The sequence below is a fragment of the Paenibacillus sp. HGH0039 genome (assembly GCF_000411255.1).
Classification (GTDB): Bacteria; Bacillota; Bacilli; order Paenibacillales; family NBRC-103111; genus Paenibacillus_F.
Genome location: NZ_KE150412.1, coordinates 2724694 through 2749180, shown reverse-complemented (window position 1 = coordinate 2749180; position 24487 = coordinate 2724694). Strand labels below are relative to the sequence as shown.

Annotated in this window: 20 protein-coding genes; 13 read left to right on the top strand and 7 right to left on the bottom strand. The window is 54.9% G+C overall.

Translation table 11 applies throughout. The features are described from left to right. Window positions 1-171: 171 nt before the first annotated feature. Window positions 172-459 (bottom strand): hypothetical protein, encoded by a 288-nt coding sequence (locus tag HMPREF1207_RS12005; protein ID WP_009675822.1) that lies wholly within the window; start codon window positions 457-459, stop codon window positions 172-174. Between the two features lie 239 nt (window positions 460-698). On the opposite strand from HMPREF1207_RS12005, the gene HMPREF1207_RS12000 reads away from it, so the two are divergent. The 12 genes from HMPREF1207_RS12000 (at window position 699) to HMPREF1207_RS11945 (ending at window position 13938) form a co-directional block, all read left to right on the top strand. Then, window positions 699-1109 carry a VOC family protein gene (locus HMPREF1207_RS12000; protein WP_009676020.1) on the top strand — a complete coding sequence of 137 codons (411 nt, stop codon included), beginning with the start codon at window positions 699-701 and terminating at the stop codon, window positions 1107-1109. A 136-nt stretch (window positions 1110-1245) separates the two neighbouring features. Further along, a complete protein-coding gene (locus HMPREF1207_RS11995; RefSeq protein ID WP_016423689.1) occupies window positions 1246-1593 on the top strand; it encodes a PadR family transcriptional regulator in 348 nt (115 codons plus the stop codon). Then, entirely contained in the window at window positions 1590-2276 is a 687-nt protein-coding gene (locus HMPREF1207_RS11990; RefSeq protein WP_009675776.1) for a DUF1129 family protein, read from the top strand. Before HMPREF1207_RS11995 ends, HMPREF1207_RS11990 begins: the two co-directional genes overlap by 4 nt. Before the next feature lie 362 nt (window positions 2277-2638). After that, complete coding sequence (locus HMPREF1207_RS11985; protein WP_009675964.1) at window positions 2639-3544, top strand: carbohydrate ABC transporter permease; 906 nt, start codon at window positions 2639-2641, stop codon at window positions 3542-3544. Continuing rightward, a complete protein-coding gene (locus tag HMPREF1207_RS11980; RefSeq protein WP_009675994.1) occupies window positions 3541-4365 on the top strand; it encodes a carbohydrate ABC transporter permease in 825 nt (274 codons plus the stop codon). Before HMPREF1207_RS11985 ends, HMPREF1207_RS11980 begins: the two co-directional genes overlap by 4 nt. A gap of 102 nt (window positions 4366-4467) precedes the next feature. Beyond that, entirely contained in the window at window positions 4468-5826 is a 1359-nt protein-coding gene (locus HMPREF1207_RS11975; RefSeq protein ID WP_009675783.1) for an ABC transporter substrate-binding protein, read from the top strand. 329 nt (window positions 5827-6155) lie between these two features. Further along, the gene (locus HMPREF1207_RS11970) at window positions 6156-6896 is read left to right on the top strand and encodes a glycerophosphodiester phosphodiesterase (RefSeq protein WP_009675849.1); all 741 of its coding nucleotides are present in this window, start codon (window positions 6156-6158) and stop codon (window positions 6894-6896) included. 7 nt (window positions 6897-6903) lie between these two features. Further along, window positions 6904-7587, top strand: a complete 684-nt coding sequence (locus HMPREF1207_RS11965) for an MgtC/SapB family protein (RefSeq protein WP_009675969.1) — start codon at window positions 6904-6906, stop codon at window positions 7585-7587. Window positions 7588-7611: 24 nt separating this feature from the next. After that, complete coding sequence (locus HMPREF1207_RS11960; RefSeq protein ID WP_009675896.1) at window positions 7612-8169, top strand: glycerol-3-phosphate responsive antiterminator; 558 nt, start codon at window positions 7612-7614, stop codon at window positions 8167-8169. A gap of 165 nt (window positions 8170-8334) precedes the next feature. Further along, window positions 8335-10020, top strand: a complete 1686-nt coding sequence (locus tag HMPREF1207_RS11955) for a glycerol-3-phosphate dehydrogenase/oxidase (protein WP_009675821.1) — start codon at window positions 8335-8337, stop codon at window positions 10018-10020. Between the two features lie 268 nt (window positions 10021-10288). Continuing rightward, window positions 10289-10756: a MarR family winged helix-turn-helix transcriptional regulator gene (locus HMPREF1207_RS11950; RefSeq protein WP_009676012.1), complete on the top strand. Its 468-nt coding sequence runs from the start codon at window positions 10289-10291 to the stop codon at window positions 10754-10756. Beyond that, entirely contained in the window at window positions 10753-13938 is a 3186-nt protein-coding gene (locus tag HMPREF1207_RS11945; RefSeq protein WP_009675989.1) for an MMPL family transporter, read from the top strand. Before HMPREF1207_RS11950 ends, HMPREF1207_RS11945 begins: the two co-directional genes overlap by 4 nt. 61 nt (window positions 13939-13999) lie before the next feature. On the opposite strand, the gene HMPREF1207_RS11940 is transcribed toward HMPREF1207_RS11945, so the two are convergent. Then, entirely contained in the window at window positions 14000-14587 is a 588-nt protein-coding gene (locus tag HMPREF1207_RS11940) for a hypothetical protein (RefSeq protein ID WP_009675979.1), read from the bottom strand. Window positions 14588-14796: 209 nt separating this feature from the next. Between HMPREF1207_RS11940 and HMPREF1207_RS11935 the strand changes: the two genes are divergently transcribed. Next, window positions 14797-16098 (top strand): hemolysin family protein, encoded by a 1302-nt coding sequence (locus HMPREF1207_RS11935; RefSeq protein ID WP_009675976.1) that lies wholly within the window; start codon window positions 14797-14799, stop codon window positions 16096-16098. Window positions 16099-16350: 252 nt separating this feature from the next. Here HMPREF1207_RS11935 and HMPREF1207_RS11930 read toward each other — a convergent pair whose 3' ends face one another. The 5 genes from HMPREF1207_RS11930 to HMPREF1207_RS11910 all read right to left on the bottom strand — a co-directional run bounded on the left by HMPREF1207_RS11930 (window position 16351) and on the right by HMPREF1207_RS11910 (window position 24365). After that, window positions 16351-18228: an ABC transporter ATP-binding protein gene (locus HMPREF1207_RS11930; protein WP_016423688.1), complete on the bottom strand. Its 1878-nt coding sequence runs from the start codon at window positions 18226-18228 to the stop codon at window positions 16351-16353. After that, a complete protein-coding gene (locus tag HMPREF1207_RS11925) occupies window positions 18218-19894 on the bottom strand; it encodes an ABC transporter ATP-binding protein (RefSeq protein ID WP_082211327.1) in 1677 nt (558 codons plus the stop codon). Before HMPREF1207_RS11925 ends, HMPREF1207_RS11930 begins: the two co-directional genes overlap by 11 nt. 90 nt (window positions 19895-19984) lie before the next feature. After that, complete coding sequence (locus HMPREF1207_RS11920; protein WP_009675977.1) at window positions 19985-20431, bottom strand: MarR family winged helix-turn-helix transcriptional regulator; 447 nt, start codon at window positions 20429-20431, stop codon at window positions 19985-19987. Between the two features lie 158 nt (window positions 20432-20589). After that, the gene (locus HMPREF1207_RS11915) at window positions 20590-22734 is read right to left on the bottom strand and encodes a YhgE/Pip domain-containing protein (RefSeq protein WP_009676017.1); all 2145 of its coding nucleotides are present in this window, start codon (window positions 22732-22734) and stop codon (window positions 20590-20592) included. A gap of 275 nt (window positions 22735-23009) precedes the next feature. Beyond that, a complete protein-coding gene (locus tag HMPREF1207_RS11910; RefSeq protein WP_009675975.1) occupies window positions 23010-24365 on the bottom strand; it encodes a dicarboxylate/amino acid:cation symporter in 1356 nt (451 codons plus the stop codon). Window positions 24366-24487: the final 122 nt, after the last annotated feature.

Sequence of the window (24487 nt, the reverse complement as noted above, 5' to 3'; positions counted from 1 at the left end):
CCCGGGTCTTAAAACCGGGGCATGCTTTGTTTTTCTTTTGCCGCCGCTGCTTCTCCTGCCGCCGCATAGAGGGGGTTACAGAATCACGAGAGCTTCAGGCAATTAAGCGGCACGCAGGCAGCAAGCCCGCATGCAAAAATAGTACGCGGCCGTGCGGACGGTTAGAGCCCGCTACCGGGCGGTAAAGGTGTACCGGTATGTAACGAATGTGTTCGACGTGTAGTAGCTGTCGAGCTTTTTTTTCTCGCCGGGTGCGATTATTATGACGTTGTCATACGATTTTTCATGAACGACTTGTCCCTGGGCATCATAGGTAGTGAAGGGTAGGCTGCTCTGGAATGTATACGAGGAGCTGTAATTTCCGACGTATGCCCGGATATCATAAGAGTCGTCATCGGAGAAAGCGCCCGCGGCAACGGCCAGACGGTCGATATCTTCCCGGACCTCGGACTTGTTCATCCGCTCCCGGTAGTGGCTATCAGCTCCGAACGCATCGACTCGTCGATTTTATGCGCTCCGTGGGTGATGGTGGCGATGGCGATCGGAATGGTGGAAACGATGTACAAAAGGAGCACGGCTCCGCCGCCGCTGCGCAGGATCGTCCGCTTGTAATAACCGCCCGCGATAAGTTCGATAAAAATTGAAACAGTAAAATTTGCGAATGTCAGGCTTGAATAAACCGAGAAGGAGAAATTCCGATGGCTGTTTTAAGACCGTATTTGTACAGTGAAAATGCGAGGGAGCAGGGGGCGTTTTATGCCCGGGCCTTGCGGGGAGAAATTGTGAACATTCAAACCTTCGGGGATGCTCCCGCCCAATACGGGCAGGATCGTGATCGGGTGATGCACCTGGTGCTGAAGGCGTGCGGGTTAACGTTCTACATGGCGGACAGCGATCGGGTAGAAAGGGGCAGCGGGCTGGACCTTACGCTTGAATTCGGCACCGATGCCGAAGCGGAGCAGATCTTCGGCGCACTTTCGGAGGGCGGCAAAGTCCTGATGCCTCTGCAGAGGATGTTCTGGGGCACGATGTTCGGCAGGATCGAGGATGCCTACGGTGTCCGTTGGCAGATTGCGACGGAGTCTGCGATTAATCAGGTGGAGGCTTGACAGGAAAACCAAAGTCAGCTAGACTAACTTATATAACAAGGTAGTTATCGAATAAAGACTCCTTGTTTTCTTTCTGGGTTACTATATTGCAATGCAAGTTAGTTAGGTGCGCAATGAATAAGTGCGGATTGAGGGGATGATTTACATTTCTACGTACACACAGATGTTAAAGGGGATCCTGGAGGGGTGTATTCTCGCAATCATCTCGCAGAATGAAGTCTACGGTTACGAACTGTCCCGGAAGCTTCAGGAAAGCGGATTCAACTATGTCAGCGAAGGAAGCATTTATCCGGTGCTGCTCCGCATGCAGAAGGAGAAATGGATTGAGGGCTATATGAAGGCCGACACGCGTTCCGGAGGACCTCCAAGAAAATATTACCGGCTTACGAAAGCGGGCGGGGAGGTGCTGGCTCAGTTCCATGACAACTGGAGCGCAATGAAGCGGAGTGTGGATCACATTTTAGAAGGAGGGCAATCCCGATGAATACAAGTCAAATGAGTGCTGAAAATGCCAAGCTACAGCAGCAGCTCAATGAGGAAAATAAAAAGTACTACGGAGGCATGCTTGTTTATATCCGCACGAGCGATATCGATGAGAGACAGGGGGAAGAACTGCTCCTGGAAATGCTTCAGCACTTGCTGCAGGCGCAGAAGGAAGGACGCAGCGCCCGCGTCGTATTCGGAACCGATCCTCTCGCATACTGTAAGGATCTTGTTTCCCAGCTGCCTTCTCGGGGCCGAGCGGAGCGGTTCCGCATGGTTGTTATGATCCCATGGATCACCCTTACCTGGATGTTCCTGGCCTACGCCGTTACCGGCTTTTTAACGATAATGGCGGGTGCCGGGATCGGGCGAATGAACGAAGTCAGCCCGACTTTTCTGTTTATTGCCGCCGTTGACTCCATCCTTGTGGTGAAGGTGATTCTTGCTCTGATGAATAAAACCGCCTTTAACGGGAGCGAGCGTAAATTTCGTCTGCTTTTCCTGCTGCTGTACATCGTAAGTATCGGAGCGGTGACTGCTGCCGGGATGCTGTTAAAGCCTTACCTGCCTGTTTTTACCGTATCGCCCTGGATTTCTTTGCTGATTTTTGCGGGCGGATATGCCGGACAGAAAGTGATGTTTGGGGGCAGGGGAAAACGGGGAGGAGCGGGGGCTGCGGGATAGATTTCGTTCCGATGCTGAAATAAACCGTAACGGAATTATCTATTTAAAGGATGATTCCGTTATTTTCTTAGTAAAAAAATGGTCTGTAAGCGTTGACATAACCGATTTTACCGCTTATGATATGAAATAAGTTAATAATTTGTGACGGAGAAGTGGAGATTCACGTAAGTTGCAAGGTCCAGGCGGCCTTGCAATTTATGTGAATCTTTTTTCTGTCGGATTATAACGGCTATCCGTCGTTTTTACCTGATGCACTCCTTCAAAGAGAACTCCATCGGTAAAGCCGGGAACCGGTTCAAGCTGCAGATGAACCTCCGGACGGGTAGGGTACAGAGCACGATTGAGAGAGAGGGGTATGCCGCTTGCCAAGTCATGAAAGCGTTTTATCAAAAAAGAAAAGATGGCGGGAAAACGCGCTTGCGTATTTCTTTCTGGCGCCGTCCCTGATTATTTTCGCCACCTTTTTGTTCTACCCGATGCTGAGATCGGTTTACCTGAGCATGACGCTCACCGATCCGAGGGGGCGTGTCGCTGAATTTGTATGGTTTGATAACTTCGTCGATTTGTTCCAGTCGGGCCAGTTTTATTCGGATCTGAAAGTGACGCTGCTCTTTATTTTATATACCGTACCGACTAGTATCATCTGGGCTCTGCTCCTGGCGGCCATTACACACAACAAGCTGAAAGGGATGAAGATTTTCCAGTTCGTGTTTTCCCTGCCCCTCGTCATTTCGGTAGGTACGGGCTCGATTATCTGGCTGCTGCTGTTTCACCCTACGGCCGGCATGCTCAACTACTTCCTGAGCCTGGTTCACATTCAGGCCATTCCGTGGCTGACCGATCCCGCGTGGGCGCTGATTTCCGTTTCCCTCATGACCGTCTGGATGAACATGGGTTTCCTGTTTATCGTCCTATCCAGCGGTATGCAAGGGGTGCCGGAAGAAATTTACGAGAGCGCCAAAATCGACGGATCGGGTCCGGTGCGCACCTTCATCCAGATCGTTCTGCCGCTGCTGTCCCCGACTCTGTTCTTCGCTCTTATCATATCGGTGATCGGAGCATTCCAGGCGTTCGGACAAATCAACATTCTGACTAAAGGCGGACCGATGGATTCGACGAATGTGGTCGTCTACTCCATCTACCAGGAAGCCTTCGTCAACTTCCGTTTCGGAACGGGCAGCGCCGAGGCGCTCATTCTCTTCTTTATCATTCTGATATTGACCGTTCTGCAGTTTACGGTTCTGGAAAAGAAGGTGCATTATCAATGATCGCACGGAGACTGAACAACACGCTGCTTTACCTGCTTCTTATCGTGCTGGCCCTGGTGGTCTTGTACCCGCTCCTCTTCACGGTGCTCTCTTCGTTTATGACGGAGCAGGAGGTTTCCAAGTTCCCGCCGGCAATTGTGCCGAGCCAGCTTTACTGGGGGAATTTTAAAGCCGCTATCGACAATGTTCCGGTCTTTCAGTTCATTCTGAACAGTTTTATCGTGTCGTCCGCGATTATGGTCAGCCAGGTTATTACGTCCGCCATGGCGGCTTACGCGTTCTCTTTTCTGAATTTCACCGGAAAAAATGCCCTGTTCATGGTTTTCCTGGCCACCATGATGATCCCGTGGGAAGTCACCATCATTCCGAATTACCTGACGATCAAGTCTTGGGGATGGATGGACAGCTACCCGGGCCTGATCGTGCCTTTCATGGCGGCGGCCTTCGGCGTGTTCCTGCTCCGCCAGTTTTTCCTCCAACTGCCGCACGAATTGTTCGATGCGGCGAAGATCGACGGATGCGGACACTGGCGGAACTTCTTCTCCATCGTGCTGCCGCTCTCCAAGCCGGCTTTGTCCACGCTTGCCGTCTATGAGTTCCTGACGCACTGGAACAGCTACCTCTGGCCTTTGCTCATCACGAACAAGGTGTCCATGCGGACCGTTCAAATCGGCGTCGCCATGCTCCAGCATGCGGAAGTCATGTCGTGGAACATGATTCTCGCGGGAATCACCATCGTCCTCCTGCCGTCCTTCCTGCTGCTCGCGCTGGGCGTCAAGCAGCTCGTAAGAGGGATTACGGCGGGTGCGGTCAAAGGCTGATGGAGCTTCACTCTGATGTTTGATCTGCCGCCGGTCTTCCGGCGGCGGATGATTCATAAATAAACCAAACCAATCTTGTTTAACTAGGGGGAAGAAATAGCTATGAATAAAAAAGGGATGGCTGCTTCTTTATTAACGGCGGTTATGCTTGTCTCCGCCGGCTGCGGCGGATCGGACACCGCCGGTACGGGCGACAAAGGAGGCGCGGACAGCGGCTCCGGCAGCGGACCGAAGAAAGTCGTTTTCTGGCACGCCATGGGCGGAGCCAACACGAAGGTCGTCGACCAGCTCGTGGCCGATTACAACGCTTCCCAAGACAAAATTAAAGTGGAAGCGATATTCCAGGGCTCCTATGACGACCTGCTCAGCAAGCTGAAAGCTTCGATGGGTACGAAAGAAGGCCCATCCGTCGTACAAATGTACGAAATCGGAAGCCGATTCATGATCGACTCCAAGATGGTTACCCCTATGCAAAATTTCATAGATGCGGACAAATACGACCTCACGCAGCTGGAGCCGAACATTACCGGCTACTACACGTTTAACGACAAGCTGTTCTCCATGCCGTTCAACACGTCCAATCCGGTTCTCTACTATAATAAGGACTTGTTTAAAGCGGCCGGACTCGACCCGGAAAAGCCGCCGGCCACCTACGAAGAGTTTCAGAAAGCGGCCGAAGCCATTTCGAAAACGGGCAAGGCGACTGGCGGTAACTTCGCGATTTACGGCTGGTTTATGGAGCAGTTTTTCGCCAATCAGGGAGCGGAATATATCAACAACGACAACGGCCGCAAAGAGCTGGCGACCCAGTCGCTCGTCAATTCCGAAGCGGGCGTCCAGACGCTGACCTGGTGGAAGAACATGGTGGACAGCAAAGCGATGAACAACCTCGGACGCAAAACAGACGATTCGAAGAAAGCTTTCTCCGCCGGTCAAGTCGGCATGATTCTCGATTCTACGGCAGCTCTGAAGGGCCTTGTGGACAGCTCCAAAGGCAAGTTCGAAGTCGGAACCGGCTTCCTGCCGAAACCGGCTAACGCCAAAGACGGAGGCGTCGTTGTAGGCGGAGCGAGCCTGTGGATCATGAACGACCGTGCGGACGACGAGCAGAAAGCGACCTGGGACTTCATCAAGTTCCTGACTTCGCCTAAAGAGCAGGCGTACTGGCACATCAACACCGGCTACTTCCCGATCACGAAGAAGGCATACGACGAGCAGAGCGTCAAAGACAACATGAAAAGCTTCCCGCAGTTCCAGACCGCTGTCGACCAGCTGCACCAGACGAAGCTGAACACGGCTACTCAGGGCGCCGTCATGGGCGTATTCCCGGAAGCCAGACAGATTGTCGAAGGGGCGATCGAGGAAGTGCTGAACAACAAGAAGTCTCCGAAGGACGCCTTGGATGCGGCCGCGAAGGACATCACGTCGAAGATCGAGAAGTACAACAAAACCGTCAAATAAAAGACGGGATACAGCCTGGTGGATTTCCATTTCTTTGTTAAAAATAGGTCGAAAATCCGTTGACAGATGAAGTGGACCGAACTATGATAGGGTACAAGTTAATACTATGTGACGGAGACTAGGAGACTCACATAAGTTGCTTGTCTAGCGACAGGTGGCTTATGTGTTTTTTTCTATTCGCCGCAAAGAGCTTAACGATTTTGTAAAGCCGTATGGAATTGCCCGCGAGAGGATATTTTATCCGGGAAAGAGAAGTACACTTAGGAAGACGGCGGATTACGTCCACAGATTCCATCACAACGACGCTTCGGAGGGAGTAGGGAATTATCATGACAGCAAACAAACCGATGATTATCGCGCATCGCGGGGCCAAAGGCATGTCGCCCGAAAATACGCTCGGCGCTTTCAAGCTGGGACTTGAGCAGGGCTGTGAAGGTATTGAGCTTGACGTCCATCTGTCTGCCGACGGGGAACTGATCGTTATCCACGACCATACGTTGGACCGGACCACGGACAGAAAGGGAGCCATCGCGGAGAAAACACTGGCCGAGATTAAAGAAGCCGACGCCGGCTCCTGGTACTCGGAAGCTTACAAAGGGGAGAAAGTGCCTACGCTGGCGGAAGTCTTCGATCTGGTGCCCGCCTCGGTCATGATCAACATCGAAATTAAGGCGCCCGGCAACGGCATGGAACAGAAGCTGGCGGACTTTCTGAGCGAACGCGGGCGGATCGACAACGTTGTGACTTCTTCCTTCGATCACAAAAGCGTCAGACGGCTCAAGCTGATCGAGCCCAAGGCGAAAATCGGCCTGCTGTATGCCAACAACCTGCTGGACCCGACCGCATACGCGCGAAGCTTCGATGTAGAGGTTTATTCCCTGCATCCGCACTTCCGTGCGATTGACGCGGAAGACGTCGCGAAAGCGGTGGAGAACGGGCTGAAAGTCTATCCGTACACGGCGAACGAGGTTCATGATTTTAAGGAATTGAACGAGAAAGGGGTATCGGGGATCATCACCGATTTTCCCGGACGGTTGAAAGAATGGCTCCAAGGCGGAGCGGCGGAGTGAGTACAGCATGAGTTACATTTTTCTTCAAAAGCTTTTTATGGCGCTCATCCTCGGTGCCTTTATCGGGATCGACCGCCAGCTCAAGCATAAACCGCTTGGCCTCAAAACGAGCATGGTTATCTCGGTGGCCAGCTGTCTTATCACCATCGTGTCCATCGAATCCGTCCATAAGTATGCCATTCCCGGGACGACGAATATGGACCCGATGCGTCTGGCCGCGCAGATCATCAGCGGCGTCGGTTTTATCGGCGCCGGGGTTATTCTGCGGCGCAGCAACGAGATCATTTCCGGCCTGACCACCGCGGCGATGGTATGGGCGGCTTCGGCGCTCGGCATCGCCGCGGGCGCGGGTTTTTACAAGGAAGCGGCTACGGCGGTCGTGCTGATCATTATGGCGATCAACCTGATTCCGCTCTTCTTCAAATGGTTCGGGCCCCGCAAGCTGAGCGAGCGGAACCTGGCCATTCTCATCATTGTAAGCCCCAGCGCCGACCTGTCCTACGTCATCGACGAGCTTCATCAGGAGTTCCTGAAAGTGAAGCACATCAAAATCAAGGACTTGAAGGATGAACTGAGGCAAATCCAACTGGTCGTTTCCGCGCCGGAGAAGCACCGGACCACGGTCATTTATTCCAAGATCAAACACATCACGGACGTGGTGGCCGTTGAGGTCGAAACGATCAGCTCGTAAGTCCGCAGTAAAGGAGTTAAGCCCATGTCGTTTAACAACCAGAGGGTTCTGCCCGCTGTTCGCAAAATCAAGGATTTGGAGAAGCTGCTGACGTCTCCGTTCCAGTACATCGTGCTGCTCGACTGCCATATCGGCATGCTGAAAAGCCTTGTGGACCTGGCGAAATCCCACGGCAAAAAGCCGCTTCTGCATGTGGATCTTGTGGAGGGGCTGAAGAACGACGAGTACGCGACGGAGTACCTCTGCCAATACATCAAGCCCACCGGGCTGATTTCGACGCGTGCGAGCGTCATCATGAAGACGAAGGAGAACGGACTGCTGGCGATCCAGCGGCTCTTTCTCCTCGACTCCAGCGCCCTTCGCAAAAGCTACACGCTTCTGGAGAGGACGAAGCCGGATTACATCGAAGTCCTCCCGGGGGTCATGCCCCACATCATCAAGGAGGTCGGCGAAGCTACCGGCATCCCTATCGTTGCCGGAGGCTTGATCCGGACCGTAAGCGATGTCGAAAACGCGCTGGAGGCGGGCGCCACGGCCGTGACGACCTCGGACAGCTCGCTCTGGAAACACTATCAGGCGTGAGCCCGTTTTGGCCGTATTGCTTTCAAGTTCGGATGGAATATGGTAAAATGATCACATAAGTTCATACATTTGGTTGGAGATCAGGAGAAACCACGACAGCCGTTACGTCTAGGACGTAGCCGGCATGTTTGTGGTTTTTTTGTTTATCTCAGAGGGGAGAGCAACATGGAGACAGCTTTTTCGGGAGATACAAGAAAAGAAAGCCTATGGAGAATGGAAGACCGGATATTTGACGTGCTCGTGATCGGCGGAGGCATTACGGGCGCGGGGATTGCACTCGATGCCCAGTCCCGGGGACTGAAAACGGCGCTGGTCGATATGCAGGACTTCGCGCAGGGCACGTCGAGCCGCTCGACCAAGCTTGTCCACGGAGGGCTGCGTTACCTGAAGCAGCTGGAAGTCAAGGTTGTGGCGGAAGTCGGCAAGGAGCGGGCCATCGTATACGAGAACGGCCCGCATGTAACGACGCCCGAATGGATGCTGCTGCCCTTCTATCAGGGCGGAACGTTCGGAGCTTTCTCGACGTCCATCGGCCTGCGGGTGTACGATTTCCTGGCCGGCGTGAAGAAGAGCGAGCGCCGCAGCATGCTGAGCCCGCAGGAAACGCTGGATAAAGAGCCGCTGCTCAAGGATAAGCATCTGAAAGGCGGCGGCTACTACGTCGAATACCGCACGGACGATGCGCGGCTGACGATCGAAGTGATGAAGAAAGCCGTCGATTTCGGCGTGCAGGCCGTGTCCTATGCGAAAGTGGAAGCTTTCGAGTACGAGAACGGACGGGTGACCGGTGTCCGCGTGGCCGACCAGCTGTCCGGCGAAACGCACCTGATCCGGGCGAAGCGGATCGTCAATGCGGCCGGACCGTGGGTGGACACTCTCCGCGAGCGCGACGGCTCGAAGAAAGGGAAGACGCTCCGTCTGACGAAAGGCGTCCACCTTGTCTTCGACGGGGAGCGGTTCCCGCTGCGGCAGGCGATTTACTTCGACACGCCGGACGGCCGGATGCTGTTCGCCATTCCGAGAGACGGCAAAACCTACATCGGCACGACCGATACGAACTATAAGGAGGATATCGCTCATCCGGTCATGACCACGGAAGACCGGACGTATATCATCCGTGCGGCTAACGAGATGTTCCCGAGCCTCCGGCTGACCGAGCAGGACGTCGAATCCAGCTGGGCCGGTCTCCGTCCGCTCATTCACCAGGAGGGCAAGGACCCGTCGGAGATCTCGCGCAAGGACGAAATTTTCGTTTCGGACTCCGGCTTAATCTCCATTGCGGGCGGTAAACTGACCGGGTACCGGAAAATGGCCGAAACCGTCGTGGACCTGGTCGTCCGCCAGCTTCAGGAAGAGGGCGGCATTCAGGTGTCCGAATGCCAGACAAGAACGCTCCCCATCTCGGGAGGCGACGTAGGCGGGTCCGCCCGCTACCCGCAGTTCGTGGAGCAAAAAGTCGCGGACGGGCAGAAGATCGGCCTGACGGTGATGGAAGCCCGTCTGCTTGCCCAGCGCTACGGCTCCAACATCGACAAGGTGTATCGTTTGATCGAAACGAAGCGGGGAGAAGCGGAGACGTTCCGGATGCCGGCCTCGCTGTTAGGTTCGCTCGTGTATTCCATCGAGCAGGAGATGACCGTCAAGCCTTCCGACTTCTTCGTCCGCCGGACGGGCGCGGTGTTTTTCAACATCAAGTGGGTGAGAACTTGGAAAGAACCGGTGATCCATTACATGGCATCCCGGTTCAACTGGACGGAAGAGCAGCGCACCGCTTATACGGCGGAGCTGGAGCGGGATCTGCATGACGCGACTGTGCCGATTGACGAGAAGACTCCCGAGCTTGTACGTTGATAGAACGGAAACGGATTGATCTTATCAAATAAAAGCAGAAGAGACTCCTTGACGAAAGGGCCTATCGAACGATAGCTGCCTTACGGGTGAGGAGTCTTTTTTTGCTTGGCTAAAATAAAGGAGACACCTGGGGCCGTCCTTTCACCCGGCTTTTGTTGACGGCCCAGGCAATATTTGTTATAGTTCTCTCATTGAATAATTCTATAGTAGAACTATATGACAATAGAACTATATAGAAGGCACAGCAGGAACTTCGAAAGGGGTTATTATGGACGAAACCTTACTGTCACAGATTATCGACCGTTACGAAAGCACGATTTTTACGGTGAACCGGCGGCTCAACGCCATGATCAAGGACCGGATGCCGGAGGAACTGACGCAGGAGCAGTACGCCACCCTCCGTTATTTGCAGAGCCGGGGTCAATGCACCTCCTCTGAGCTGGCGGAAATTTTTTGCGTGGGCAAAAGCTCCATTACGGCGATTATCACCCGTCTTGCCGACAAGGAGCTTATTGTCCGGATGCCGGACGACAAGGACCGCAGAGTGACTTATTTGGCGCTGACGGACAAGGGAACCGCGGCCGTGAACGAAATGCGGCTTCGCATTCAGGAATTGTTGGCCGGCGTGATTAAACATTTTGACGGGCAGGAAGCAATAACGTTTATAGAGACCTTTGAGAAACTGGCGGACGTTTTGGTCCAGCAGCCGGATGAGGGGAGCAGACACAAGGGATGAGAACCGTATTGAAGCTCAGATGGCTCGTATTGGTGCTGTGGATCGCCGTAGCGGCGGGGCTGATGCTCACTGCGCCGAACATGGAATCGCTGGTCCGGGAGAAAGGCCAGATTACCGTACCGGAAGGGTATTCTTCCACGAAGGCGTCCAAACTGATCGAGGAAATGAAGAAAGGCTCTCCGGAAGCCGAAGGCGAGCAATCATCGGTGCTGGTCTTTCACGGCACGGAGAAACTGACGCAAGCTCAGCTTGACGAAGTCAAGCGGGGAGTCGACAAGCTCAAGAACGCCAAGGATTCCGCCGGCGTTACAAGCGTGATGACGCATTTTGACAAGAAGGAACTGGAAAAGCAGATGGTATCCGCGGACGGGAAAACCGTGCTCGTGCTGGTGAACACGGCCAAAGACGGCCGGGAAGCCAAAGAAGTCCGCGACGCGCTGTACGGAACGGTTTCCGACGTTAAGGTGGAGCATTATTACACCGGAAACTGGCTGATCCAGGAAGACGTGATGGCAAGCTCCCAGGAGGGACTGAAGAAAACGGAATACATCACCGTTATTTTCATTCTGGCCATTCTCTTCATCGTATTCCGCTCGGCCGTAGCGCCGTTTATTCCGCTTTTGACGGTGGGCTTCAGCTATTTGGTCTCGCAATCCGTCGTGGCTTTTCTCGTAAAATATGCGGATTTCCCGCTGTCGAACTTTACGCAGATATTCCTCGTCGCCGTTTTATTCGGGATCGGGACCGATTACTGCATTCTGCTCATTTCCCGCTTCAAGGAAGAGCTTGCCCATTCGGGAGATAAAACGGAGGCGATTCTCGCCACATACCGGACGGCGGGACGGACCGTATTTTTCTCGGGTCTGGCGGTCCTGGTCGGGTTCGCTTCCATCGGCTTCTCGACCTTCGTCCTGTACCGATCGGCGGTTGCCGTGGCGGTCGGCGTGGCCGTGATGCTGCTTGCGCTGGTCACGCTCGTGCCGTTCTTTATGGCCGTTCTGGGCAAAGTGATTTTCTGGCCGGCCAAAGGCTCCTTGGAGCATAAACCGAGCCGCCTGTGGGGTGCCGTAGGTTCTTTTTCGTTAAAAAAACCGCTTTGGTCCCTAGTGATTCTCGCGGTCATTATCGTTCCTTTCCTGGTCGCGTACAAGGGATCGACCTCCTTTAACTCCCTGGATGAAATCGGGGAGAAATACGATTCGGTCAAAGCGTTTAACCTGATCTCCTCCAGCTTCGGCCCCGGAGATACGCTTCCTTCAACCGTCGTCGTGAAAACCGACAAGCCGCTCGACAACTCGGAAGGGCTGGCGGCCGTCGAACAGATCACGCGCGAGCTGGCGAAGGTAGACGGCGTCAAGAACGTCCGCAGCGTAACCCGCCCGACGGGAGAAGCGCTTGACGATCTGCAGGTAGCCACCCAGGTCGACAAGCTTGAGGGCGGCCTCGGCCAAAGCGGCGACGGCCTCGGAGAGATCGGCAAAGGCCTCTCCGAAGCGAGCGGCGCGCTAAGCGCCAATGCGCCTAAGCTCAACGAGGCCGTGAGCGGCGCGAAGCAGCTCGTGGACGGCACGAACGCCCTCAAGACGGGCGTTGTGCAGCTCGGCGACGGGTTGGAGCGTCTCGAGGCGGGTCTGCGCAGCGGTTCCGCCGGTGCGGGCGAGCTCCGCGCGGGGCTTGCGCAGGCCAAGGCAAGCGCGGATCAGCTCGCCGCGGCGAGCAGTGACCTGCTTGCCGGTTACAAGCAGGTCGGCGGCGGTCTCGGCCAGCTGACCCAAGCTTACGGGGACGTCGCCTCGCAGGCTTCCGGCCTGGCCCAAGGGCTCGGCGATGTCGGCCAGGGGCTGGGCGGCCTCGCGCAGAAGTACCCCGAGCTGAAGTCGGACCCCGACTTCCTCAAGACGCAGGGCGCGGTGACCCAGCTTCAGACGGGCGCGGCGCAGCTCGGCGAAGGGCTGAAGCAGCTGAACCAGCAGCTTGCCGGTGCCAGCCAGGGCCTTCAGCAGGCCAACGCGGGCTTCGAGAAAGCCGCCGCCGGGCAGGCCGCACTCGCGCAGGGGCTGGCTCAGCTCTCCGACGGCATCGCCAAGCTGCAGGCCGGCATTGATCAGGCGGCCGACGGCCAGGGCCGGATCGTCGCGAAGCTGCCCGAGCTGACCAAGGGCTTCGACAAGCTGAGCAGCGGGCAGAAAGAGCTTCAGCAGGGCTTCGCCCAACTGAACGGCCAGCTCGGCGAGCTGACGGGCGGCCTCGACAAGAGCGTAAACGGCTTGTCGCAGGTATCCGGCGGCCTGAAATCCGCTCAGGACTACCTGAAGGAGCTTTCGGCCGCGCCGAACAAGCAGATCAGCGGCTGGTTCATGCCGCAGGACGTCATCTCCGGAGCGGACTTCCAGCCTTCGCTGGATGCGTACATGTCCAAGGACCGCAAGATCGCGAAGTTCGAAGTCATCTTCGAAGGCAACCCGTACGAAGTCGAGACGCTGGAGCAGTCCGGCGAGCTTACGGCAGCCGTGGAACGCGCCGTCAAAGGCACTCCGCTCCAGAATGCGGCTTATGCCGTAGACGGCGTCACGAGCATGAACAACGACTTGAAAAACATCTCCGCAGCGGATTACTCGCGTACCGCGATGCTCATGCTGATCGGAATTGCGCTTATATTGATCGTCTTGTTCCGTTCGATTGTCATTCCGATCTATCTGATTCTTTCGCTCCTGCTGACGTATTACACGTCCATGGCGATTACGGAAGTGATTTTCGTACGGATGCTCGGATACTCCGGGATTTCCTGGGCCGTTCCGTTCTTCGGTTTCGTGATGCTGATGGCGCTCGGAATCGACTACAGCATTTTCCTCATGGACCGGTTCAAAGAATACCGCCATCTGTCTCCGCAGCAGGCGATTTTGGAAGCGATGAAAAACATGGGGACGGTCATTATGTCCGCAGCCCTCATTCTGGGCGGAACCTTTGCGGCCATGCTGCCTTCGGGCGTCATGTCCCTGCTGCAGATCGCCACGATTGTGCTGTGCGGACTGTTCCTGTACGCGCTGATCATGCTGCCGCTGTTTATTCCGGTCATGGTGCGGATGTTCGGTCCGGCCAACTGGTGGCCGTTTATGGGCCGCAAAGAACGCGGAGAAGACGCTTCTTACAGCGCCGATTCGGCTTCACACAGCTTGCATTAAACATATAGGAATCGCAAAGAACCTCCGAATTCGCTTTCTTCAAGCGGTCCGGAGGTTTTTTTTATAGATGTAAAATACGCACGACCAGCGCGTAGTCAATAGTTGATCCGTCATCGTTGTACATGTAAACCGTATAAACCCCGTGTACTCCCGGCAGATCTTGACTGCTTTTTTGAAAAGTAAAGGAATGTGACTCTCCGGGTTGAAGAATCGTCCTCTCTACCAGATTTTGCCCGCCGGGATAGATCACGCGATAAAACAGGCGTTGGGCGCCCTTGTTCTCCAGATAAAACTGAAAGCCGTCCCCGGCTTTAAAATCGAAGGCCGTCATACCATCGCCGGCAATAGACCCGCTCCCGTCTGCAAGTGTTCCGGACTTGCCCTTTTCCTCTTGAGTCGGAGGCTTCGCCGGAATGGAAGACACCGAGGTGACGGATGGAAGCTCCACAGGCTTTGAGATGGGCGCAGTAGTGCCTGCAATGCGGGATGATGGCGTAACGGGTGCGGACGTTTCGCCCGTCCCGGACGAGGGCGTTACGGGGGTAGAAACCGGAGTCCCCGCGGTTTCAATTTTCTCTCCCGTGCCCGTACTATCGCAGCCCGCAAGCAGAATAAGCGCAGAGGTCAGCATAAAAACCTGTTTTTTCATCTTTAAACCAATCCTTTATCGAAATAACGTTTCTCTATCTTGAAGTCATTCCTATTCATCCTATAACTTTCCAGAAGGCTTTGTCCAGCTTCCGGTCTTCAATATATTGGCGAAAAAAATCTGTTTTTTTAGGTCCGAGAAATGAAACCATAAGGCTGGAGTCCACGTAAGGAATGGTTATCTTTATATTAAGGGAGTAGATTACCGAAATGGAAAGTGACAGTTATTTGTTAAACCTTTTTATGATTGCCTTATTGATTGGACTCTCCGCGTTTTTCGTGGCAGTGGAATTCGCCGTCGTACGGCTCCGGGGCAGCCGGGTGGATCAGTTGATCGCCGAAGGCAAAAGCAACGCGAGGGCCGTGAAGCAGGTGCTTACCAATCTGGACGGATATTTGTCCGCGTGTCAGCTCGGCATTACCATTACGTCTCTGGGTTTAGGCTGGTTGGGTGAACCGACGGTGGAGAAAATCTTGCATCCCGTTTTCGAATCCTTGCATCTGCACGAATCGTTAACCGGACTGCTTTCGTTTCTTATCGCCTTCATTATTATCACCTTCCTTCACGTCGTAATCGGCGAATTGGCTCCGAAAACGATCGCTATCCGCAAAACAGAGGCTGTGGCGCTGCTTACCGCACGTCCGATCATCTGGTTTAACAAAGTCATGTATCCTTTTATCTGGGTGCTGAACGGTTCCGCCAACCAGCTTGTCAAGCTATTCGGCATTAAGCCGGCAACGGAGCATGAAGAAGCGCACTCGGAAGAAGAGCTTCAGATTATTATTAACGAAAGTTTTGAAAGCGGTAAAATTAACCAGGCCGAGTACGGCTACGTCAGCCGGATCTTTGCTTTTGACAATATGCTCGCCAAAGATATTATGGTGCCCCGCACCGATATGATCTGTCTGTACGCGAATAAGACCCGGGAGGAGAACCTGGCGATTATCAAAGAACAGCAGTATACCCGTTTTCCCGTTGTCGAAGAGAGCAAGGATAACGTGATCGGGATTGTGAATACGAAGAAATTCTTTCTGGCTTACGAGGATGACGAGGAGCTTGATGTCACTACGCTGATTCAGCCGGTTATGGCGGTTTCCGAGGTGATTCCCGTCAATGCGCTCTTGAAAAGGATGCAGAAGGAAGGCACGCATATCGCGATTCTTATCGATGAATACGGCGGCACCTCGGGTATGGTTACCATCGAGGACATTCTGGAGGAAATCGTCGGCGAAATCCGTGACGAATTCGATATGAAGGAAGAGCCGGAGATTCTGGTAAAAGGCGAAGGGCATCTCGTATTGGACGGTAAAGTGTCCATTCCTATCGTGAACGACCGACTGCTTGTGGAGCTTGAAACCGAAAGATGGGATACCATCGGCGGATGGCTGTACGGTCATCGCGACGACCTCGCCGAAGGAGAATCCCTGACCTATGAGAACGTGAAATTTACGGTGCTGGAGCGGGAAAAGAACCGGTACCTGAAGCTCGAAGTGGTGCGTATAGACGATTAACGGCAAGTCAGACCTTAACCGATACATGTCTGAAAACATTCAGCTGCCGATTAAGGGCTTGCGTAAAAGAGTTGGATTGCTGCATGGAAAAGCATAGACCGGCCTCCACGGCCGCCATCATTCCAGTAACCCCATGAGGGGATTAGGATGACCAGCGGCTGCGGGGGCTTCTTATTGTTTACTTGGCCCTGCGAAAAAACCTCCGGCCTCACTTCTATAAGTGAGCCGGAGGTTATTTTGTCGTGCTTGCGGTTACACCACGTCGCGGAATTGGCTGCTGTACAGCTCGTAATAGAATCCTCCGGCGGCCAAAAGCTCTTCGTGCGTTCCACGCTCGAGAATCTTTCCTCCGTTCAGGACGAGGATAAGATCGGCGTCGCGTATCGTACTGAGACGGTGCGCAATAACGAAGCTGGTCCGCCCTTTCATCAGCAGGTTCATGGCCTCCTGGATATGCATCTCCGTCCGGGTATCGACGCTGCTGGTAGCTTCGTCCAGAACGAGGACGGCCGGATCGGCGAGAATGGCGCGGGCAATCGTGATCAGCTGCCGCTGGCCGTGGCTGAGATTGCCGCCTTCGGAGGACATCAGCGTGCCGTAGCCTTGAGGAAGCTTGCGGATGAAGCTGTCGGCGTTCGCCAGTCTGGCCGCAGCCTCTACTTCCTCGTCGGTGGCGTCCAGCCGCCCGTACCGGATGTTCTCGCGGAGTGTATCCGAGAACAGGTAGGCGTCCTGGAGAACGATACCGAGCTGGCCGCGGAGGCTGTCCTTGTCGAGCTCCCGGATATCGGTTCCGTCGATCCGGATCTCCCCTCCGTCAATCTCATAGAACCGGGTGAGGAGGTTGACGATGGTCGTTTTGCCGGCTCCGGTCGGTCCCACAAGAGCAATCGTATCCCCCGGCTTTGCGGTAAAGGAGATATCCGTAAGAATAGGGGAACCCGGCTTGTAAGAGAAGGAGACATCCTCAAAAACAACTTCACCCGCCACATTCAAAGGACGGCCGTCAGCGGAACTGCCCTTTTTCTGCTGCGGGGTGTCCGGATACTCCGTTGTCGCATCGAGCACTTCGAATACCCGCTCGGCGCCGGCAATCCCGGACTGGATCAGATTGTACTGATTCGCCAGATCGTTGATCGGGCGCGTGAACTGCTTGGAATAATTCAGGAAGCTGACAATGACCCCGAGAGTCGTCCAGCCGCTGATCACGAGCCATCCGCCGATTGCGGCGATAAGAGCGAAGCTGAAGTTGTTGACTACGTTGTTGAAGGGGCCTACCATGCCCGAGTAGATCTGAGCCTTCGTCCCGGCTTCCCGCAGCTCGTCGTTGATCTCCTTGAAACGGGCGGCTGTCTGGCGTTCCCGGCGCAGCACTTGAACCACTTTCTGGCCCGATATCGTTTCCTGGATAAATCCGTTCAGCTCGCCCAGGCTTTTCTGCTGGCCCTTGAAATGGGTACGGGTCCGCCGGGAGATCTGTCCGGTTAAATAAATGGTCACCGGCACGGAAAGAAGCGTGACCAGCGTGAGCCAGATGTTCATGGTCAGCATAAGCACAAGCGAGCCTGCAATCGTAATCACGCTGGTCATGAGCTGAATGACACTTTGATTTAACGTGTTCGAGACGTTCTCGATATCGTTGGTCGTGCGGCTCATCAGCTCTCCGTGCGTCCGGCTGTCGAAGAAATGCAGCGGCAGCTTCTGCAGATGGGAGAATAAGTCATGGCGCAGATTCTGCACCGTGCGTTGAGAGACGGCGGCCATAACGTACGTCTGAAACCAGGTCATCACGGAGCTGAACAGATAAATGCCGAGCAGAAGAAGGCAGAGTTTCAGAAGGCCGCCGTAATCCCGCGGGAGAATGTAGTCATCGACGGCCCGTCCGAGCAGGTAAGGGGCGATCAGCCCGGCACCGGCACTGAGCACGGTCAGCAGGACGACCGCGGCCAGTCCCTTGCGCTGGCGTCCGAGATACCGGCTCAGCCTGCCGAGCGTAGCGCCCGTGTTCTTGGCGCGTACTTTCTGCGTCATGCGCGGGCCCCCGGGACCCGGACCCCGGCCGGCAGGACCGCCTAGGCCCATCGGGGGTTCCGGTGCGGAGGAACCGCTGTCTTGGGGTTTATGCGCCATGGATGACTTCCTCCCTTCCCTGTTGGGATTTGTAAATGTCGCGGTAAACGGGGCTTCCCGCCAGCAGCTCGGCGTGCGTGCCCCTGGCGGCGATACGGCCGTCTTCCAGCACAAGAATCTGATCGGCGTCGACGACCGACGAGATGCGCTGTGCGATAAGCAGGCACGTACTGTGCGCCATCCGCTCTTTCAGCGCCTGCTGGATGCGGGCTTCGGTCGCCAGGTCCACCGCGCTCGTGGAATCATCGAGGATGAGGACCGCCGGCCGGACCAGCAGGGCGCGGGCGATCGAGATGCGCTGCTTCTGGCCTCCGGAGAGATTGACGCCTCTCTGGCCGAGCAGGGTGTCATAGCCTTCCGGCAGACCGGCGATAAACGCATGAATCTCGGCTGCGCGGGCTGCCGCTTCGATTTCCTCCTGCGTGGCGTCCGGCTTGCCGTAGGAAATATTTTCGCGGATGGTGCCGCTGAACAGAATAGCCTGTTGGAGGACCATGCCTACACGGCTGCGCAGGTGCGCCAGAGCGATGTCCTTCACGTCCGTTCCGTCAATAAGGACACGTCCGGCCGCCGGGTCGTACAACCGCGGAATGAGATGGACGAGGGAGGTTTTGCCGGAACCCGTCGCGCCCAGAATGGCCAGCGTTTGGCCCGGTTCGACCGTGAAGCTGATGTCTCTCAGGGCAAGCTCTTTGCCGTCTTCGTCGTAAGCGAAAGAAACGCGTTCGAAGACGATATGGCCCGCACCGATGGCATTGGCGGAAGCGCTCGGTTTGTCCGCGATTTCCGGCTCTGCTTCGAGCACTTGATTGATACGCCCGGCGGAAGCTCTCGCTCTCGTAACAAACATCATCATCATGCCTACGGTAAGCAGGGAAGTGAGAACCTGGGTTACATAGTTGAGAAAGGCGATAAGATCTCCTACGGGAAAAGAAAGATTCCACGTCTGGGCGCCGCCGTACCAGAGCACGGCTACCAGACTGACGTTCATGATGAACGTCATAATGGGGGCGTTCAAAGCGATCGTCCGCGCCGCCTTCAGGGCGATATCCGTGAAATCCCGGTTTGCTTCGCCGAAGCGTTTGCGCTCGAAATCGGAACGTACGAAAGCCTTCACCACACGGATTCCGCTCAGATTTTCCTGAAGGACCGTATTCACCCGGTCGAGTTTTTCCTGAACCTTTAAGAAGAGGGGTTGGGACACGCGGATGAGCAAATACAGCACGAGAAAAAGAACGGGAATGGCCGCGGCCAGGATCAAAGCAAGCCGCGGATTCAGCATAAACGACATAATGACGCCGCCTATGGCGAGAAAAGGCGCCCTGACGAGGACCCGCAGGGTCATCTGAACCAGGGTCTGTACCTGCACGATGTCTCCGGTCAGCCGCGTAATGAGCGACCCCGATTTGAACTTGTCCAGATTCCGGAAAGAAAATGTCTGGGTTTTCCGGAAAAGATCGTCCCGCAGATCGGCACCGAAATTTTGCGAAGCGATGCTGGAGTATACGGTGCATCCGGCCCCGCCGATCAGACCGATCAAGGCCACGCCGAGCATAAGCAGCCCGGTGTTTCTTATCGTGGCGAGATCCCCGGCCGCTACGCCTTGATTGACGATGTCGGCCATCAGCTTGGGCTGGAGCAGGTCCATGTAGACTTCAAGAAGCATCAGAAGCGGAGCGAGAACGGCCGCTTTCCAGTAAGGTTTTAAATATCGGCTCAAAGCTAACAGAGCGGTCACCTCCTTTTAATTTGCCGGCTAATCGATTTCTTCCTCGATATCTTTCAAGTTTTCATACATTTGGAGCAGAAGGCGGCGGAAAAGAAGCTTCTCTTCCGTCAGAAAGCCCTTCAGGCACGTTTCCTCGATTTCGCGGAGGGCTTTTTTCACGGCGGTCGTTGCCTGATGCCCTTTATCGGTCAGATAGACACGCGATACCCGCTGGTCCTTGCTGTCGGCTCCGCGCCGGAGAAGTCCGGTTTTCTCCATCCGGGTAATCATGACGGTAAGCGTGGCGGGCTTTACGCGCATTTGAGCGGCCAGTTCGTGCTGGCTCTGGCCGTCTCTCTCGGACAAGCGGATCAGCAGAGGCGGTTGCCCCGGGTAAACCTCGTAATTTTGCAGCAGCTCGTGCAGGTGACGGCGGTGAAGCTTGAATACCCGAGACAAGATCTGCATGACGGAATCCGATTGGTAAATATCCATGATGGCTTCCGTTCCTTCCTTGATTAGTTAGTCGACTAATGATTAGTGTACGACCATTTCCGAAACGGGTCAATGGACAGAATCCTTGAAAATGAACTGTCGCGGGTATACATGTGAAAAAATGTGAAAAAAGACCTGCCCGAAGGCAGGTCCCGCTTCTAATGAATAAGCTTGCTTTCTTTGGCGCGGCTCACGAATTTGGCGCTGGATTTGTTGATCACTTTTTTAAGCGCAAGTCCGATCAGCAGGGTAATTCCGATGTAGATAGCCATCATAACCAGGTCTTCCATAATGATGTCCCAAAGGATGCCTCCGACGGCTTCCCGCATCATGCTGATCCCGTACGTGAAGGGCAGATAAGGGTGGATCGCCTGGAAGAACGGAGGGGTCACCTGGATCGGGAACGTACCTCCGGAACCTGCCAACTGCAGCACGAGAAGCACGATGGCCATCGCTTTGCCGACATTGCCGAATACGGAGACGAGCGTGTACACAATGAGCATAAAGACCGCGCTGAGCACCATTCCGAACAGGACAAACCACAGTTTGTCGACGACATAGGTTTTCAGGATGAACATATCACCCAGCGTGACCATCAGCGACTGCATAACGGCCAGCGTACCGAACGTCAAATAGCGGCCGAAAAATACCTGGTAGCTCTTGTAGCCCGGCTCGTGCACGTCTACCGTCAGCAGCGACACGAGAAGCAGAGCGCCTACCCACAGGGAAAGCGTCGTAAAGAACGGCGACATGGCCGAACCGTAATTCGGAATCGGGAAGAGCTTGTTTTCTTTGAGCTGTACCGGCTCCGAGAAGAACTCGCTTTCCTTCTCAAAGTTGTTTTTCAGAAGGTCGATCAGTTCCGTCAGGTTGCCTTCCTTCTCGAAGGCGCGGATTTTATCGGCCAGATCCTTGATTCTCGTCTCTACCTCCGGCAGGCGGGCCTGGATCTCTTTGAGCTCCTTGTCCCCGACAGCCAGTCCTTTCGCCGCATCCCCGAGAATTTTCTGCAGATCGGGGATGCTTTTGACGGCTTCGCTCAGCACGGTATGGGCGTTCTGGGCGGTCTTCTTCGCCTTGGCGATTCCCTGGAGAATCTGCGGCTGGATTTCGCTGTCGTACCGGCCCAGAATGTCGCCGATGAAGCCGGCCGCTTCCTTCGAGAGACGGTTCAGGTTGTCGACCAGCTCCTGCGCCGGTTTCTCGCCTTTGTCGATCGCGTCCCTGATCTTGCCGACCGTGGTCAGCTGCTGCTGGAAGCGGTCCTTGACCGACTTCAGCCGGTCGATCACCAGCGGCATCACTTTGCCGCCGGTGTACTTGTTCAGCTGTTCGAACAAGCCGATCATCCGGTCCGTCACATCGACCGCAACCGTGAGACGCTGCGAAACCCGGTCGATCGCGGCCTTGGCGACGGCTGGGTCGAAGTTGGCGTCCTTCAGAATGCCGGTCAGCTCCTGCGTGGCCGTGGCCGTCTGCTGGAGCAGCAGGAGGTCTTGCTTGATGTTCGGACCGAGCGCTTCGACGGCTTCTGAGCCTTTGCCGAGGAAGTCGCCCAGCTTGTTGGTGAATGCTTCTCCGTCCTTGGCAAGCTGGGTCACGATCGGCAGGTTATCCTGCGCTTTTTTTACAATGTCATTCGACTTATGTACATCCTCAAGTGCAACGCCGACAGCCTGATTGAGCTCCGGGAACATCGTTTCGAGTTTGAAAACGAGCGTTCTCACTTTCTCGATTGTCGGCAATTCATTTTGGAGCTCGACGCCGATCTCATTGAAGATCTGAAAGATCGTTCCGTTTGCCACTTTGATAAAGTTGCGGCTGACCTCGTCAATGACGCCCGTGGCCCCTTTGGACGTGATCTTCGGCGAGACGGCGTTGATTTTCTCGTTCACGTAGTAGAGAATGTCCGCTTTTTGCGGATCATCGGTCAGCACGGTAGCGATTTTGGCGGAAAAATCGGCGGGAATGATAATGCTGGCGTAATACTCCCCGTGGTTGACGCCTTTCATCGCTTCTTTCTCGTCGACGAAAGTCCAGCCGATCTTTTCGTTTTTTTTGAGCGAGGCTACGATTTCGTTCCCCAGATTCAACTGCTTGCCGCGCAGCGTGGCCCCCTCGTCGTTATTGGCGACCGCGATGGCAATGCCCCCGGTCTGACCGTACGGATCCCAGGAAGCTTCGATATTAAACCACGCGTAAAGCGAGGGCAGAAATACAAGTCCCAAAATAATGACAGCGGCCACCCAATTGGTCGCGATGTTTCGGATGTCACGGGCGTAGATGGACCCAATTTTTCTCATAAGCGTTTCTGTGTCTCCTGTCTCCATACAGAGTTGATGTTAGTATTGCTTAGCTGCCTCCCAGACATACCCATTATCGGCCGAAGGCTCCCTCTTTTGTATATTTAAACAGGGAATCACGATGTTAACAACTCCGGACGGGTTTTGCAAGCGGCGAAGAGGAACACAGGGAGGGACAAAAAAGAGCCGGGTAGAGGCCGTCTTCTCTCGATTTCATGCGATAGGGGGAAATAAAAAAAGAGCAGACCGGAGTCTGCCCTTCATTAACGTCCCGCTTAAGCCGGGTTCAATTCCAATTCGTCTTCTTCGTCGCGGTCAAAGGACGCGCGGTCGAATTCGCCTTCGGAGTTGGCGACGATCAGCGTGGACACCGTAGTACCCGTCGCGTTCACAGCCGTGCGGCCCATGTCGACGATGGCGTCGATAGCCAGGGTCAGGCCCAGACCTTCGAGTGGCAGACCGAGAGCGGTCAGAACGACCGTCGTCGAGATGGCAGCCGGTCCGGGTACGCCGGCAACGCCGACGGAGGAGATCATGCTGACGAGCACGATCAGAATGTAATCGGACACGGTCAGCGGAATGTGGTAGACGCCTGCGACGAAGATCGCAACGACAGCGGGCCATACGCCGCCGCAGCCGTTCATGTTGATCGTCGCGCCGAGCGGAGCCACGAAGCTGGCGATACGCGGAGATACGCGCAGTCTTTTCGTCAGGACTTCCAGGTTAACCGGGAGTGTCGCGTAGCTGCTGCGGGTCGTGAAAGCAACAGCGATCGTCGGGTAAGCCTTGCGGAAGAACTTGAACGGGTTGACCTTGGCTACGAACGTAACCAGACCGCCGAACGTAATGATGAAGTGAAGCAGAAGCGCCGTGTACGTGGCCAGAATGAGCATGATCAGCGGCTTGAGGGTATCCACGCCGTATTTGGCGGCCATAGCTGCGATCAGCGCATATACGCCGTATGGAGTCAGGCGGATGACGTACTTGATCACCTGGTGAAGCACTTGAGCCAGCGAAGCGATCAGGTCCTTCACGGGCTTGACGGCGTCGGGCTTCTTGGAACCGATATGGACGATGGCAACGGCGACGAAGATCGCGAAGACCAGAACCGGAACGACTTTGCCGGTCGCCATTTCATTGAAAGGATTCGACGGGACGAGATCCAGGATAACCTGGGAGAACGTCGGGATTTCTTTCGGTTTGAAATCTTTAAGCGTGCCTTGCGGAATGCCGGAACCCGGATCGAATACGAGGGCGACAAGCAGCCCGATTAAGGCGGCGATACCGGTGGTCGCCAGGAACAGTCCGATCGTTTTCAGCCCGATTTTGCGGAGCTGTCCGAGGTTGGAAAGACCGGCGATGCTGTTGATGACGAGCACGACTACGAGCGGAATCACCATCATTTTGATGAGATTCACGTAGATCGTACCGATCGTGCTGACACTTTTCGCGTCGATTTTGTAGGTGTTGAAGATGAATCCTACGATAAGACCGATACCAAGACCGATCAGGACGCGGTAGCCGAAGCTGACGCGTTTTTTGGCCAAGAAATAAAGAAAGCCGATAATAACCAGAGAAACAACCAGGGAAATCCAGTTGGTCTCGAAAGCTTTGATCAAGTTGTTATTCATGGAGCCTGTTCCCCCTTAATGCTCATAAGTTTAGTCGGGATTAATGATATGTATCGTACTACCGGATTTCCTAAACGTCAAGGGTCAATTTTCAAGTTGTTTTCAAATCTATGTAAGGGTTC